The sequence below is a fragment of the Lacinutrix sp. 5H-3-7-4 genome (assembly GCF_000211855.2).
GTDB lineage: Bacteria > Bacteroidota > Bacteroidia > Flavobacteriales > Flavobacteriaceae > Lacinutrix.
Genome location: NC_015638.1, coordinates 3,116,808 through 3,133,364 on the forward strand (window position 1 = coordinate 3,116,808; position 16,557 = coordinate 3,133,364).

The following is a 16,557-nucleotide window of genomic DNA, read 5'->3' on the forward strand; positions in this document are numbered from 1 at the left end:
ATTATAGGCTTAAATGTTTTCCTGAAAATTATTTTCTTTTTCTAATTTATAATTATTGAAAACACTTTTTATTGTTTCTTTTGTTAATGGTTTATTTATAAACCCAATACAAGATTCTTCATTTTTAACTTTTTGAATATCTATTATATTTACTGAAGAAGACAACATATAAATTTTAATTGAACTTTTATTTTCAATATTAAGCGCTTTAAAAGCTTCTAGAAACTGAAATCCGCTCATGTCTGGCATATTAATATCCAAGAAAATTATGTCTGGCTTACTAAACGTATTATAATCCATAACATTTTCTAAAATTTTTAGATATTTCATTGCTGAATTTGCACTTGTAAAAGCTTCTATATTACATAGTGCAGATTCTTTTTCGATAATTTTTTGATTTATAAATAAATCTATTTTATTATCATCTATTAACATTAAGTTTACTATCATAACATAAATATTTTAATTAAAAGGTAAAAACATTTTAAAACGTGTGCCGTAATTAACTTCACTTTTAACTTGTATTTCACCTTTTAAACCTTCAACTATACTTTTTACTATATATAAGCCTAAGCCACTTCCTGGTACCGTATCTGAATTTGACTTGTAATATAAATTAAATATTTTATTAATATCTCTACTATTTATACCAATACCATTGTCATAAATTTCAATTTCTACTCCTTTACTGTTTGTATTAACTAAAATATCTATATTAGGTTTGTGTGTTGGCGCTAATGGTCTTGAGTATTTTATTGCATTTTCAATTAAGTTATTAAATATAGAGACTATTAACTCTGGTTTAGACTTAAATGTTCTTTCTATATTAACATCTACATTAAAATCTATTGTACTACTTACTTTATCACAGCTTAATTTTCTTAATACTTTATTTATTATTTGTGTAAAGTTTATTCTTTTAAATTCTGATTTTTTTGCAGTAATCATAGACGCCTCTAGTAGATTGTTGGACAGGTTTCTACCATTATCTATAGTTGTATCTAGCATATGCACAATATCTTGTGCGTGGTTAATATCTGTTTCGTCTTTTAATAAATTAATTAATCCTTTAGCAGAAGCAAATGGCGCTCGAAGATCGTGAGCAGAACGGTATAAAAACAGTTCTAAATCTTCGGTTTTTTGTTTTAGTTTTTCTTTTAAGTTTTTACGATCACTAACATCTAACATCATGGCGCAATAAGACATTTTACCGTTAAATGTTAAGCTACTAAAAGTAAACTCTACAGGAAATTCTTTACCATTTTTTTTAAGGCATTGCATTTCTATAATATCTACTTGTTTATTGTTTTTAAGTAATTTTACTGCATTTGCTAATTCTTTTATGCTTGATTCTCTATAGGTTTTAGATGTTAAAACAGCTAATGGTCTACCTAATATTTCTTTTTCGGTGTAACCAAAAGCTAATTCTGCACCTCTATTCCATTCTCTAATTTTGCCTTCGTGATCTGCTACCACAATTATACCCACATCAATAGATTTATAAATTAATCTATATTTTGCTTCTTTTTCTTCAACTTCTTTATCTAATTCTTTAAACTCTGTAACGTCATTAATGCACAAGGTTAGAGAATCTACTTCGCCTAGCGCATTAAAATTAGGAGAAACAATAGATGAGTAAAAAGATTTTGCACCTTTAAAATCAAAGTCGAAAAAATCAAATTGTCTTGCCTTTTTACTTTTAAAAGATTCGTAGATATTATTTTTAAATTCTTCGTAACAATTAAAGCCAATATAATCGTAGATATAAGTATCTATAATATCATTAACTTCTTCTTCCCAAAAGTCTTTATTTACTTTTAAAATTTTACCAAATTTACTTATAGAGAAAATACGAAAAGGAATGCTTTTTAAAAACATATTGTTTTTATTTCTTTCTGCTATAAGTTCTTTATTTTGTAATTTAAGCTTTGTATTATCTTTACATATAACTAAATATACGAGTTTGCTTTCTTTATCTACAGGTATAACTGTTGTGTCTAACCATAAATCATTATTATAATGGTCTTTTGCTTTTAATTCGCCATTCCATTTTTCTTTAGATTTTATTGTTTTCCAAAGTGTTTTATAAACCAAGCCGCTGTGTAATGGAGATTCTAAAAGTTTTAATGGTTCTCCTAAAAGCTCATTCTCACTATAACCTAAAAGTTTACACATATTTGCATTAGCATATTCTACTCTACCAAATTTATCTATCATGGCATAAATGGATTGTTCGCCAATAACATCTAAAATAGTAGTGTCTTGTAAATATGGTAAGTTATAGTTAGTTGCTTTCATATAAATTATTTTTTATTGCTAGAGAATGTTTTTTAGCTGCTGCGATATCTTTAAATACACCAAATGGTGTAATGGGATCATACAGCCGTTTATAAAAGCCTATTAATAGTTTTGTGCCAATGGTATTACTTATATAGGATTCTGAGATTTTTAATTTTTCTAATTCTGGATTAGAGGCTAAATATTTAGCTGCTGCTATAGAAAAAGTACCGCGTGCACCTTTTAGGTCTATAATAAATGGCATGGCTTTACCATTACATAATTTTATGATTGCAGCGATATAAGATTTTAGCAAGCTTAACTCTAGTTTTGCTCCAGCATCGTCATTATTAAATTCACAATACAATATATTGGCTTCGTCTGTCCAAAACATTGCATTATTAAATCCTATCATTTTACTCATGGCGGTTTAGTTTAATTTATTAAACACTCTACTTTTATTCTCGGCATATACAATGGCCAAGCTATTTTCTGAATATGGTTCTACTACAATATTTTGATCTCCTAAAGAACCTCTATATGAAAAGATTGATTTTAAGCCTTGTGAGCGTGAGATAAAAATTCTAGAAAAGTTAAGCGCATTTATTGCTGCACTATTAGAGATTAGTCTAAAAATGTTTACAGCATTTAAACTACTAACTTGATCCAGGTTTAATAAAAGAGGCATATCGTTTCTAAAATTTAGAATACTAACTGCATTGTAGAAAATCTCTTCTATATCATGCTCATTATAGCTTGTAAAAAAGCTTGGATAGATTTTGCATAAAATAACTTCTCTGTTTACGTAAAATTCAATACCATTAAATTGGATAATGTTGTTCATAGTTTGTAATGTTTTTTATTAATTATGATTTGGGATAAACACCAATCCAATTGATGTGCCAAAAAAATAATTACTTAAAAAAATAATCACAAACACCTGATAAATAGGTATTTAAAAAAATAAGTAAGAAAAATCACAGTTTTAAAATCCACGAAATACCGTGAATTAGATAGTTGCAAAAAAAGGCAGACACGGAATACCGTTACTTTTTATTGCTTTTTTTTATGTCAAGTTTTGACATTCTATCTCTTAATGTACTAGGCTTTAATTTTAGCAATTCTGAAGCACTGTTTTCTCCACTAATTTTCCAATTACATTTTTCTAAAACCTGAAGAATATGGTTACGTTGTGCCGTATCTAAAGAAAAATCTTTTTCGTTAATGGTTTTTGAGTTTTGTACAGTAGATTCAAAACCTGGTATTAGTAATGTTTCACTTGTAGATAATATTGAAGCTCGCTCTATTAAGTTTTCTAATTCCCTTATATTACCTGGCCAATTATAGGCTTTTAGTTTACTCATAGACTCGTCTGCAATAAATTTTATGTTTTTACCATAAGCCTTATTAAATTTATCTACAAAATGTTCTACTAATAACGGTATATCGTCTTTTCTTTCTCTTAGCGGTGGTACTGCTATAGGAAAAACGTTTAGCCTAAAATACAAATCTTCTCTAAATTGTTTCTTTTTAACTTCTTCTTCAAGATTTCTATTTGTTGCAGCTATTACTCTAACGTTTAATTTTTTTACGTTAGCACCACCAACAACTTCAATTTCTCCTTCTTGTAAAAATCTTAAAATTTTAGGTTGCATATCTAGTGGTAATTCTCCTATTTCATCTAAAAATAAAGTTCCTTCATGTGCTAATTCAAACTTTCCTATTTTGTCACTAAATGCTCCTGTAAAAGATCCTTTTTTGTGCCCAAACAATTCACTTTCTATTAACTCTCTTGGTATTGCAGAACAGTTTACTTTTATTAATGGTTTTTTATTTCTAGAACCTATATTGTGTATTGCTCTTGCTAATAACTCTTTACCTGTACCAGATTCTCCTAATAAAAGTACTGTAGCATCTGTTGGTGCTACTTTTTCAATTTCAGTTAAAACATTACTAAACTCAACACTACCATAAACCATTTCTTCAAAATTAAAAACAAGATCTAACTCATTTCTAAGGTAAACGTTTTCTTGTTCTAATTGATCTCGTAATTGATTTAACTCTTTATTTGCTTCTACCAGCAACTGGTTGGTTTGTACAATACCACGTTCTGCTATTATACGTTCTTTACTTTCAACCATAAGTGATACAAGACTTGCTATTGAGAGCGCAAAACTTTCTTCGTCTGGTGTAAATACTCTATTTGGTACTGTACACTCAAAACTTATTATACCATAATCTTCATTTCTACCATAAACAACAACGTCTAATCTTGATAAAATTTTATTATAGTTATAAAATTCATCTGTAAATGCGCTTGTAATTGGATTATTAACAACATCTGATATATTTAGACTGGATTTTTCCTCGAATGCTTCAAAATATTTAGGGTATTTTCGTTTTGTAACTAATACTTTGTTTGCTTCAAATTTATCTTCTATTAAATTATAGAAAACTTTACTTAGTAATTGCGTTTTACGGTCTTTATATTCCCAAATGGTAACCATTGCAACATCCATTGCTTTAGCAGATGTAATGGCTATTTTTTTTAGAGACTCGTTAAAATCTTCACCTATTGAATTAGCGAGTTCTATTATGGTATTTTTTCTAATATTTGATTTTAAAGCTCTTTCTTTTAATTCATTTTCTCTTTCAACATTTTTAGTCACATCGTTTATAGTAGAAAATAAGGCAATTAATTCTCCATTTTTATCTTTTATGGCAGATATAGCTAAAACAGCAGGAAAACGTTCTCCTTCTTTTCTCATTAGTTTTAATTGAATGGTTTTTCCAATATTATCTAATGGGTTTTCTAAAATATTATATATGTTTTTATACTCTTCTGGTGGCCAATAAGGAAATGGTGCTTTAATACCTATTAGTTCTTCTTCTGTAAACCCTGTCATTCTACACAGTGCTGGATTTACTTTTATATGTACACCATTAGTGTTTACTACAGAAAGTCCTTCTTGAAGCGAGCTTAATAACTCGTCTGAAAATTCTTTCTCGATAATTAATTCGTCTTCAGCAATTTTTCTTTGATTGCTCTCAATCATTAAAGACACTATGTTTGCTATGGAACTTGCAAATTCCTGCTCATCTGCCGTCCATTCTTTTATTGTTTTTGTTTGCTCGAAACTTAATACACCATAAAAACCATTTGCTGTGTTTATGAAAACATCCATCATGGATTTAATTTTATTTGGTATAAAATACTCTTGTGCAGAGTCTTTTGTTATTGGGTTTGTTAAAACGTCGTTTACAATAATTGTTTTTTCGGCTTTTAATTGCTCTAAGTAAGCTGAATGTACGGTTAAGTCTACTATATCGCCTTTTGTATATTTATTTGTTTCTAAATCGTAATTTTTTTCGCAATAAAATTCTACATTATCTTTATTGTAGCTCCAAATGTTTACTCTGCCAACATCTAATGTTTGTGCCGCGAGTTTTGTTATTTTATTTAGTGAGGTTTTTAAATCTTTTCCTACAAGCTTTGCCAGTTCTAATATTACTTCCTTTTTTTGTTTTGATTTTTTAGCGTTTTCTCTTAGTATTTTTTTATTTTTTTCTTCTTCGGAAATATCTTTCATTGTACCAAACAATGCGATGACCTCATCTTTGTCATTTTTTATATTTCCTGCTAAAAATGAAGCTAAAAATTGTTCTCCATTTTTTCTAATTAGTTCTAATTGAAACAGAGGTATTTCACCTTCAACCAAACTTTGAATAATATTAGATATTTTTTCAAAATCTTCTATTCTAGCAAATGGATATGGCATCTCCATACCTATTAGCTCTTCATTTGTATAACCAAGAATGTCGCAACTAGACTTATTTGCCATTAATATTTCGCCTTTTAAATCTACTATTAAAAGTCCTTCTTGCATTGCCATAATGAGCCTATCGTTAAACTCTTTGGCGCTTTTAATATCGTTTTCGGCTTTTTTACGCTCTGTTATATCTTGAATTGTGCCTATAAAATTAGTTGCCTCTTTTTTATTATAGACTATTTCTCCAAGGCCATGAACCCATTTTTCTTGTTTATTATTTTCTGTTAAAATTTTATATTCTAAATCGAATGTTTTAGCATTTTTAATACACTCTAACATTTGATTTTTTACCATTGCTTTATGCTCTGGAACAACTATGTTTTGCCATAAACTAAATGGTATTTTTAAGCCTTTTTTAACTCCTATTATATTACTAAACGTTATTGATGTTTCGGCTTCTTTTTTTAACAAGTCTAGATTAAAACTCCCAATTTTAGCTATATCTTGGGCTACAATTAGGGATTTTTCATTTTCTTTTAATTTAATTTCTGACTCTTTACGACTTGTAACATCTTGTATTGTACCAATCATTTTAACTGGCTTTGCCTCTTCATCAAAAACTGTTTCGGCAATACCATATAACCAGACTACTTTTTTGTCGTTATGTCTTATTACTCTATACTCTTTATTAAATTGCTTGTAGTTTTTTATACAACTATTTAGATAGGCAACTAACTCTTCTCTATCTTCTGGATGAATTAATTTCGCCCAGTTATCTAGAGTTTTGTTGTAGTCTTTTGGTATACCAAAAATTTTATCAAGAACGTCTGTTGTTTGCCAAGTATTTGTTGTGAGGTCTACAGTTATTGAACCAATATTACCAACTTCCTGAGATTGCCTTAACCTAAACTCGTCTTCCTCTAGTTTAATTTGTATTTGTTTACGCTCTGTAATGTCTTGTAACGTTCCTATTAATTTTACAGGATTACCATTATCATCAAAAATACTTTCGGCTATACTATGTACCCAAATTTCTTTTTTATCTACAGGTCTAATGATCCTGTATTCTTTGTCAAATTTTTTGTTATATTTTATGGCTTGCTGTAAGGCTCCAAAAATTTCATTTATATCTTCAAGATGAATATGTTTATTGTAATTTTCTACTGTTTTTACAAAGTTTTTATCTACACCAAGGATATTGTCGAATATTTTAGACGACTCAAATTCCATAGTTTCAAAATCTACTACTATAGAACCAATGTTACCTACTTTTTGAGATTGTTTTAATCTAAACTCGCTTTCCTGCAGTTCTTTTTCTGCCTTTTTACGAAGTGTAATATCTTGTACTGTTGCAAAATTAGCTACTTTATTTCCTTGCTCATCATCTAGTCTAGAGACTAAAATATGTACTGGGAATTTTTCGCCATTTTTACGTTGGTATATGTTTTCGTAATCTGTTAAGTTTTTATCTTGTTTTAGTAACTTATACCTTATATCATTTTCTTTTTTTAATTCTGGTGGAGAAAATGGGTATGGACGTTTAACTCCTAAAAGTTCGTTTTTTGTGAAACCCGTCATTTTACAAAATGAAGGATTTACTCTTATAATTTTAGAATCTAGATCTATTGCGTACAAGCCTTCTCGCATAGTATCTAAAAGGTTTGAAGTAAACTCTTTTTCTTTTTTTATTTCTTTTAGGTGTTGTTGACGCTCTGTTATATCTCTTACAACCCCTAATATATAACCAGATTTTTGTTTTCTTGCAGAAATTTCGGCATCTAATAAATGGCCTTTTTTATGTCTAAACTTTTTTATTAATACTACTGGTTTTCCTTCTCCTAAATCTTTGTTTACTATAGGGTCTTGAAATACTTGATCTACTACAATGTCTTGGATTTTAAGTTTTGAAAACTCTTTTAGAGTATAACCTAAATTTTTATAAGTCGCTTTATTAAAATCGTATATTACACCATCTTGTTTGTATGTAATTATAGCATCGTTAGTTTGGTCTATTAAATTTCTATAATATTCGTCTTTTTGCTTTACCTCTTCAATAGCCTTAGTTTTTTCTATTGCTATTTTGGCTAAGTTTACTGCAAAATTAAGTTCTTTTATGTCTTCTAAAGATGGTGTGTTTACAGATTTTGTATAGATTGCAAACGTACCATATACTTTATTATCTTTTGACAAAATAGGTAACGACCAGCATGATTTTAAATTAAATTTTGCTGCAATATCTTTATAGTCTTCCCACAGTTTATCTTCTGGTATATTAGAAACAATTACTGGTTTTTTTAGATATGCTGATGTTCCACAAGAGCCTACGTTTTTTCCTATTTTTAAGTTTTTAATATGCTTAGTATATCCTTTTGGCAATGATGGTGAAGAAAATGTGCTTAAAAGTTTACTATCATCATCTAAAAGGCTTAAAGAACCATAGGTGTTTGGGTGTATAGACTCATAATTTAAAAGCAACCTATCGAATACTTTTTTTAGTGGCGTGTTTACTGCTAATAGTTCAAGAACTTCGTTTTCATGAAGTAATAATTGCTCTGCTTTATCTTTTTCTAAAACTTCCTTTTTAAGGTCTATATTTTTTTGTTCTAGTTTACTTATTAGCCTTTCGCTAAAAAATTTTAAAACCTCTTCTTCTGTTATTTTCTCTTTATCTGTTGCTTTGTTTTTAGGTGTATTATTTTTAAATATTTTTTCTATTGTACTTAATAATTTATTTTGATCATTAGGTTTACGTAAAAAGCGAGTTGCTCCTATTTTTAATGCTAAATCTTCGTCTGGTTTTTCGGTATAAGTAGAGGTATAAAAAATAAAAGGTATTTCTCTATATGTTTCGTCGTTTTTACATGCTTGACAAAACAAATAGCCATCCATTACTGGCATTAAAATATCTGATATTATTAAATCTATATTACATTTTTGAAGTTTCTCTAAGCCTTCTTTTCCTTCTTTTGCTTCTATAATTGCATATCCAGCTTCTAATAATATTGCTCTTAGTAAATATCTATTTTCAAAGGTGTCATCTACTAACAGTATGGTTTTTGTATTTTTTTTATTCATAATAGATATCTTCCATTTGTTGTATAAATGTCTCTGGATTTATAGGCTTTTCTATATATCCATTAGCTCCAGATTTTAAAGCTTTCTCTCTATCGCCACTCATAGCATAAGAAGTTACTGCTATAATAACAGTAGATTTAGGCAAACCATTATTTCTTAATGCTGAGCATATTTGGTATCCATCCATGTCTGGTAATTGAATGTCCATTAAAATTAGATTTGGTTGGTTTTTTTTTGCTAATTCTATACCGTCTTTACCATTAAAGGCTTTAGAGACTTCAAAACCTTTACTGGCAAGTAAGTAAGCTAACATATACATGTTTTGCTCATTATCTTCAATTATTAAAACGGTTGGTTTCATGTACTTTATATATTAATATATCAACAATCAACACAGCACCGTTAAATATATTAAAATGTTTGTATTAAAAAGATACAATTTTCATTATTATTCTGTTATTTTTTACTTTTTAAAGGTAATTTAAAGGTAAATGTGCTGCCTTCACCTAATTGACTTTTTACAAGTATCTCTCCTCCAAGTTTTTCGACTAAACTTTTACTTATAGATAAACCTAATCCTGTACCTTCATGTCGCCTGCTAAGTCCTGCTTCTAATTGTACAAAAGGCTCGAAGAGTGTTTTAATATGTTTTGCTTCTATACCAATACCTTGGTCTATAATTTTAGTAATAACAAAATTACCTTCTAGTTTAACTTTTATAGATATTATACCTTTATTTGAAAACTTTATTGCGTTAGAAATTAGGTTTAGTAATATTTGCTCTACGCGCCTTTCGTCACTTTCTATAACAATATCAAAGTTTGAAATTTCAGTTTTAATTTTCAATCCTTTTTTTTCTGCTTGTGGTGTTAAAAAGGCTATTGTTTTTTCTAATATTTCTAAATATTTAAATGCACTGTATGCTACGTTTAATTTACCTGCTTCAATTTTTGATACATCTAAAATATCGTTTATTAAACTTAACAAACTTTCGCCACTGCTTTTAACCATTGTGAGTTGCTTTTTTTGCTCATCGTTTAAAGGACCTGCCAATTGTTTTAATAATATACCTGTAAAGCCTATTATAGAATTCATAGGTGTACGTAACTCATGAGACATGGTTGCCAAGAAAGCAGATTTCATTAAATCTGCAGATTGTGCTTTTTCTTTTTCTTTTTCTAATTCTAATGTTCTTAACTCTACTAAATCTTCTAATTTGTTTCTATATATTTCAAGTTCTAATTCTGATTTTTGTTTCTCTGTATTATCTATCACCGCAAATAGTGCATGAGGTTCTCCTCCTATTTCTATAGCTTCGACAGAAACTAAAAGGCTTATTTTTTTTCCGCTTACTAAGGTTCTTGTTAGTTTTTCGTTAGACAAGAAACCTTGTGTCATCATTTTTTTAAATAATTTATCTTTTTGCTCGTAATATTTAGCATCTATAATCTCTACTGTTGGGTCTTCTAGTTTGTTTCCTATTAAGTGCTCTCTAGTAGTTTCTAACATTCCAGCCAATGCTTCATTAACATCTATTCTAATTTGATCCATATTAATTATTGAATAGCCTATGGCACTAGATTGAAATACTTTTAAAAACTTTTCTTGACTTTCTTTAATTTTTATTTCATCTTTTTTTCTTTCTGTTATATCTCTAATTACACCAATAAGGAGTTTTTTATTACTAACGTCTATATATCTGGTTTTTTTAACGGATAGTGTTCTTATTATTTGATTATTAAGGCTTACTGTTTCTTCATTAACATTTTCGACACCTGTTGCTAAAACTTGTTTATCTATCTCAAGAAATCTTTCTCTTTCTTCGTACGGTACTTTTTCGGTTAGTGTTTTACCTAATATTTGTTCTCTTGGTAAATTAAATAGTGAACACAATGCATTATTTACAAGTATTAACTTACTGTTTTCATCTTTAACAAAAACGGGATCTCCTATATTATTAATTATGTTGTTTAGGTATTGTTTGTGTTTTATTTCTAATTTTTCGTTATTCTTTTTTGTAGTTACATCTAAAGCTACACCTATATAACCGTACAATTTATTATTAGCATTAAAGGTTCTAACTGCACTAACTGAAAGCCATGTTATTTTCCCTTTTTTATTTTTAAACCTAAGGTCTACATAGTAATTTTTTTTTAGCGATACAGCTTTCATCCAGCTTTGTAGAACTCTATCTCTATCTTCTGGATGGATTGCTTGGGTCCAACCAAAGCCCATAGCATCATTATATGACATGTCTGCATATTTTACCCATGTTGCATTAACATAGTTACATGTGCCGTCTAAATCCATTTTAAAAATTCCTACTGGTGCATTTGAGGTTAATTCTCTAAATAGTTTTTCGCTATTAATAAGTTTTTCTTCGGCTATTTTTCTATCTGTAACATCTAAGGCCATACCTATATAGCCATTAATGTTATTTTTAGAATCAAAAGTTCCTACTGTTTTTACAGATACCCAGGTAATTTTACCATTTTTATGTTTAAATCTAAAAGATGTTTCAAGTTCTTTACTACTGGATTTCATATAAGCTTCCCACTCAATGGTAATTCTTTCTCTATCATCTGGATGTATAGCGTCTGCCCAACCATATCCCATTGCTTCATTATAATCTATGCCTGCATATTCTATCCATCTTTCATTTACATAGTTACAATAACCATTAGCGTCTGTTTGAAATATTCCAGCTGGTGCTTTAGATGTTAACCTTTTAAATAGATGTTCGCTTTTTATTAATTTTTCTTCGGCAGCTTTTCTTTCAGTAATATCTATTAATAAACCAACGTAGCCTTGAAATTGCTTATTATCATCAAACAGTGCTGCAGACTTGGATGTAAACCAAAGAATTTCGTCTTTTTTATTTACAAATCTTAAATCTGTTAAGTAATCTTCTTTATTTTTTAATGCTTGGTGCCAACCGCTTAAAATTCGATCTTTATCATCTGGATGTATTGAATCTGTCCAACCGTAACCTAGAGATTGTTGGTAGGTTAATCCAGAATATTTAATCCAACCATCATTAACAAATATGCATTCTCCTTCTTTATTAGTTTTAAACATTGCTACAGGAGCTCCATGTGTTAAACCTCTAAATAAAAGCTCGCTATCTCTTAGTTTCTCTTCGGCAGCTTTTCTTTCTGTAATATCTATAACTGTTCCCTGAAACATTATAGCTTTATTCATTTCGTTAACTATTACTTCCATTTGTACCATTACATATCTAATGGTATTATCCTGCCTTAGTACTTTATATTCAAAAGGTTCTGTGCTTTTATTATTTATTCTATTTTTTGTTATTTCTTCATGAAATGCTTTATCATCTGGATGAACTCTACTTAATACTGTTTCGTAATTAAGTTTTTTATTTATATCTACATCGTAAATTTCATAGAGTATATCTGACCAAAAAACCTCGTCTTTTACAATGTCCCAACTCCAGTAACCTATATTCCCTATTCTTACTGCTGCTTGTAATTTTTGTTGTATATTTTTTATTTTAGATTCTGATTCTTTTCTTTTTTTTATGTTTGATGCCACTACGCCTAATGCAATTGGTTGTTGTGTTTTACTATCTTTTATAGCAAACCCAGACATTTCAATAGGTAACAAATTATTGGTTTTAAAGTTTTTAAAATTTGCTTCACCATACCACTTACCTTCTTTTTCTATAGCAGGCATGTGTTCATTTTCTATTACTTTATTATATTCTTTTGGGAAAAAATCTGAAATTGAATTTGGCAGTACTTCATCTTTTTCAAGCCCAACTAATGCTCTACCTTTTGTATTTAAATATATTGGTTCACCTTTTAATGATGCCAAACCAATAAACTCGTCGCTTGTTTCTACTAACGAGAGTAACATTTGGTTTTGTTTATCTTGTTTTTTCTTTTCGGTTATATCTGTAAAATATATTGCTAAACCATTAGAAGATGGGTATATTCTGTTTTCAAACCATTTATCTAAACCTTGATAATAATCCTCAAAATATTGTGTCTCCTGTGTACTAAAAGCTTTTTTATATGTTTTATAAAAATTAGAACCAACACCTTCCGGGAATTCTTCCCACATGTTTTTACCTATTAAACTTTCTCTACTTCTACCTATATATTCTACAGCCTTATCATTTAAATAAGTGTAACACCAGTTAGAATCTAAAGACACAAAACCATCTGATATGCTGTTTAATGTAGATATTAATTGTGTTTCTAATTCATTTTTTACATAAGCATTTTTATATGTTGATTGGTAACGTAATATTGAAAAAACATCTCTATTTTGACCTGCAATAAAACTTGCCTTGTTTTTTTGTTTGCCTTTATATTTTATATAAATATATAATACTAATGCAAATAATGTTGCTGTTATTAAAACTCCTAAAATATTATTTGATAAAGCTGTATTGAAACTTTGCGAACCGTAATTAAATAATACATTTAAAAGTGATACATCAAAAACTAAAACAAAGAGTAGCGAAAGAAATAGAATTACAAAATAATTTAGTTTGCTAAATTTTGAAACTAAAGTTTGATAGGCAGTTATTATTAATAAAAAGTCTAAAAGAAGCACTAAAGTTCCAGAAATTACAAACCTTTGATTCATAAAAAACACAGACGATTCTACCTTATCGAATCCTGTAGAATATAATTCTTGTGTGTACGAAACACTAAACAAAATAGAGAGAAAAAAATTGGAAATTATTATACCTAGAATTAATGTTCTTGTGCTACTTACGCCTTCTTTAATATATACAAGTAGTAAAGCAAATAAAACCGAACAAAAAAGAACTTTAGAATTAGGATAAGTTGCTACGTCTCCCAATAAATTAAAACTTATAATTTTTCCTGAGAAAGCTTGCAGGTATTGTATAGCTCCTAATATTAAATATAATGGTGCTAAACCTATTTTGTGTCTAAATTCAAATAGTATTAAAATACTAGATGATAAAAGTAAAAATTCTAATAGTATTGTTAGGTAAATACTCATAAAGATAGCGTTAGAGGTCTTAACAAGATAAGTGTTTATTTATAAACTCCCAATATGATTATTGTAAATAGTATAAAAAAGGATTTATGATAAACTAAAATCTACAGTAATTACTACATTCGCCACTATTATGGATTCACTTACTCAAATTATATTAGGTGCCAGTGTTGGCGAAGTTGTACTTGGTAAAAAAATAGGCAATAAAGCTTTGCTATACGGAGCTATTGCTGGTACAATACCAGATTTAGATGTATTTGCTTCTTTTTTTACAGATACGGTTACAGCACTTGCTATACATCGTGGTTTTACTCATTCAGTATTATTTTCTATTGTATTTGCTCCTGTTTTTGGATGGATTGTGAATAAATATGAACGTTATAAGAATTTTAAGTCTTGGTCGCTATTATTTTTTTTGGCATTTTTAACACATCCAATTCTTGATGCTTTTACTACTTGGGGAACCCAACTATTTTGGCCTTTAGACATTAGGCTAGCTTTTAAAACCATTTTTGTAATAGACCCTTTATATACACTACCTTTTTTACTTTGTTTAATTATTGTAATGTTTTATAAACGACATACTAAAAAAAGGCATTTTTATAATATTCTAGGTCTTAGTATAAGTTCAATTTATTTATGTACTACACTTATTTTTAAACATTTAGCTCTTGAGGAATTTAAAAATGCTTTGCAAAACCAAAATATTAAGTACAAACAAATAGATACTCGACCTTCTCCACTTAATACCATTTTATGGAGTGCTAATATAGAAACCGAAAACAATTACCTTTTGGCTAATTACTCTTTTTTTGACACAAAACCTATTACTTTTTATACTTACAATAAAAACCATGAGTTAATAAAACACCTTGAAAAAAACAAGAAAGTACAAAAAATGATAGCAATTTCTAATGGTTGGTACACTATCTCTAAAAAAGATGATAGCTTATTTTATAACGATTTGCGTTTTGGCCTCTTAGATTTAGAACCAGAATCACAAGCTTTTGTATTTAAATATAAAATTGAAAAAGATGAAAATGGAATTGTTTCATTTACAGAACAAGAAAAAAACAAACGTGATGCAAAAAAACTTATGCAAAACCTATGGAAACGTGTAAAAGGAAACTAATACATTATTTACCATTAAACCATTTAAACTCATTGGTTCTAATTACATAACCTAACCTTATCATACTGCTAGATTGCTCGTAGTTTAATAAACCTTCGGCTTGACCAACAAACCACTCTAACATTATGTATTGATTTGATACATTTTGTTTAAATGGATTAAAATATAATCTTGATCTAACAGAGCCTTTGCCATGTAAATTAAGACCTTTTCTAAGCCTTAAATCAAATATAAACTTATCTGGTTTTATAGTATGTGTTAAATTTACTTCACCCAAACCTACATACTCTAACAGTTCTGGATTTCCATCTCGATACCCAAATGGTACCCAAGCCTTAACATTAGCTATTGTGTTTTTAAAAATTTTTGTAGTGTACTCTAAACTTAATCGATTCCAACTTCTTGAAGCAATACTATCTCTTCCATTAGATTCATGTTCGAAAGCAACAACTGCTAAACCTTTTAAACGTTCATCTTTATCATAAATAATTTTTCCTACAGCTAATGATGGATTAAAATTAATATCCTTAAACGGAAAAGACTCTTCATAAATATTCCAAAAAGATTTTTGTGTATATGTTAAATATATATATGTATCCCAAGGTAATTTACTTCTTGTAAGTATTTGCTTAAAGCTTATTTGGTATTTTGCATTTGCTGTACTGCTGTTTATGGCATTATTTGTAGGAACTCCTGTTATGAAATAATTATCTTTATGTATTGAAAAATAAGGTGTTTTTGCTATCGAATCTTGCAACTCCTCTTTAGTAAATGCTTGCGCATTAATATTTAAAGTTATTAATAGCATAGCTATTAAACTACTTATTGTTATTATTTTTTTACTTTTTAAAAAGTCTCTCATTACTTTACAATTTACTTACTAATACAGAAGTTTAAAATCCTAATAAACAACACTCTAGACTAAAGAAATGTACAAATTTGTATAAATTTAAACTTAATCTATTGTTATTATTAATATTTTAAGCCTTTAATTATTTAAGTCTTCGTTCCATTATTTTAAGCTAAAATAATGGTTTTATTTAACTTGTTTGCTTATGTCAATCAAGCTTTTTTATTATTGAAACTAAATTGCTATCTACATTTTAGCTAAGCAAACCTTTACTTGTATTATAAGTTTTAAATTTAGAATTTGGGTAATTAAATTTTAATAAAAATAAAATAGCATCATTTATAATTTCCCGCTTTTACCATTGATTTAAATTCTCCAGAACATTTTGTTAAATAATAGCTACTTAATACACTTAAAACATTTTAAACCTATTTTAAAACAGCATATTTATGATT

At 28.4% G+C, this 16,557-nt stretch carries 9 protein-coding genes; 1 reads left to right on the forward strand and 8 read right to left on the reverse strand.

Translation table 11 applies throughout. The features are described from left to right. Positions 1–9: 9 nt before the first annotated feature. From LACAL_RS14065 to LACAL_RS15130, 7 genes are all read right to left on the reverse strand, one after another. Positions 10–450, reverse strand: a complete 441-nt coding sequence (locus LACAL_RS14065; protein ID WP_013871427.1) for a response regulator — start codon at positions 448–450, stop codon at positions 10–12. A gap of 12 nt (positions 451–462) precedes the next feature. After that, on the reverse strand, positions 463–2,298 hold the full coding sequence (locus LACAL_RS14070; protein WP_013871428.1) for a PAS domain S-box protein: 1,836 nt from the start codon (positions 2,296–2,298) through the stop codon (positions 463–465). Then, positions 2,285–2,701, reverse strand: a complete 417-nt coding sequence (locus tag LACAL_RS14075; RefSeq protein ID WP_013871429.1) for a hypothetical protein — start codon at positions 2,699–2,701, stop codon at positions 2,285–2,287. Before LACAL_RS14075 ends, LACAL_RS14070 begins: the two co-directional genes overlap by 14 nt. Positions 2,702–2,707: 6 nt before the next feature. After that, positions 2,708–3,121, reverse strand: coding sequence for a hypothetical protein (locus LACAL_RS14080; RefSeq protein ID WP_013871430.1), 414 nt, complete (start codon positions 3,119–3,121; stop codon positions 2,708–2,710). 202 nt (positions 3,122–3,323) lie between these two features. Continuing rightward, entirely contained in the window at positions 3,324–9,122 is a 5,799-nt protein-coding gene (locus tag LACAL_RS15585; RefSeq protein ID WP_013871431.1) for a PAS domain S-box protein, read from the reverse strand. After that, entirely contained in the window at positions 9,115–9,483 is a 369-nt protein-coding gene (locus LACAL_RS14090; RefSeq protein ID WP_013871432.1) for a response regulator, read from the reverse strand. Before LACAL_RS14090 ends, LACAL_RS15585 begins: the two co-directional genes overlap by 8 nt. 95 nt (positions 9,484–9,578) lie before the next feature. Next, positions 9,579–14,123, reverse strand: coding sequence for a PAS domain S-box protein (locus LACAL_RS15130; protein WP_013871433.1), 4,545 nt, complete (start codon positions 14,121–14,123; stop codon positions 9,579–9,581). A 130-nt stretch (positions 14,124–14,253) separates the two neighbouring features. Between LACAL_RS15130 and LACAL_RS14100 the strand changes: the two genes are divergently transcribed. Beyond that, entirely contained in the window at positions 14,254–15,252 is a 999-nt protein-coding gene (locus LACAL_RS14100; RefSeq protein WP_013871434.1) for a metal-dependent hydrolase, read from the forward strand. Between the two features lie 4 nt (positions 15,253–15,256). On the opposite strand, the gene LACAL_RS14105 is transcribed toward LACAL_RS14100, so the two are convergent. Further along, entirely contained in the window at positions 15,257–16,114 is an 858-nt protein-coding gene (locus LACAL_RS14105) for a phospholipase A (protein ID WP_013871435.1), read from the reverse strand. Positions 16,115–16,557 lie beyond the last annotated feature (443 nt).

Bases quoted from the DNA above. Each gene is read 5' to 3' on its own strand.
- LACAL_RS15585 (WP_013871431.1), bottom strand. From the start codon at position 9,122: ATGAATAAAAAAAATACAAAAACCATACTGTTAGTAGATGACACCTTT.
- LACAL_RS14080 (WP_013871430.1), bottom strand. From the start codon at position 3,121: ATGAACAACATTATCCAATTTAATGGTATTGAATTTTACGTAAACAGA.
- LACAL_RS14070 (WP_013871428.1), bottom strand. From the start codon at position 2,298: ATGAAAGCAACTAACTATAACTTACCATATTTACAAGACACTACTATT.
- LACAL_RS14090 (WP_013871432.1), bottom strand. From the start codon at position 9,483: ATGAAACCAACCGTTTTAATAATTGAAGATAATGAGCAAAACATGTAT.
- LACAL_RS14105 (WP_013871435.1), bottom strand. From the start codon at position 16,114: ATGAGAGACTTTTTAAAAAGTAAAAAAATAATAACAATAAGTAGTTTA.
- LACAL_RS14075 (WP_013871429.1), bottom strand. From the start codon at position 2,701: ATGAGTAAAATGATAGGATTTAATAATGCAATGTTTTGGACAGACGAA.
- LACAL_RS15130 (WP_013871433.1), bottom strand. From the start codon at position 14,123: ATGAGTATTTACCTAACAATACTATTAGAATTTTTACTTTTATCATCT.
- LACAL_RS14100 (WP_013871434.1), top strand. From the start codon at position 14,254: ATGGATTCACTTACTCAAATTATATTAGGTGCCAGTGTTGGCGAAGTT.
- LACAL_RS14065 (WP_013871427.1), bottom strand. From the start codon at position 450: ATGATAGTAAACTTAATGTTAATAGATGATAATAAAATAGATTTATTT.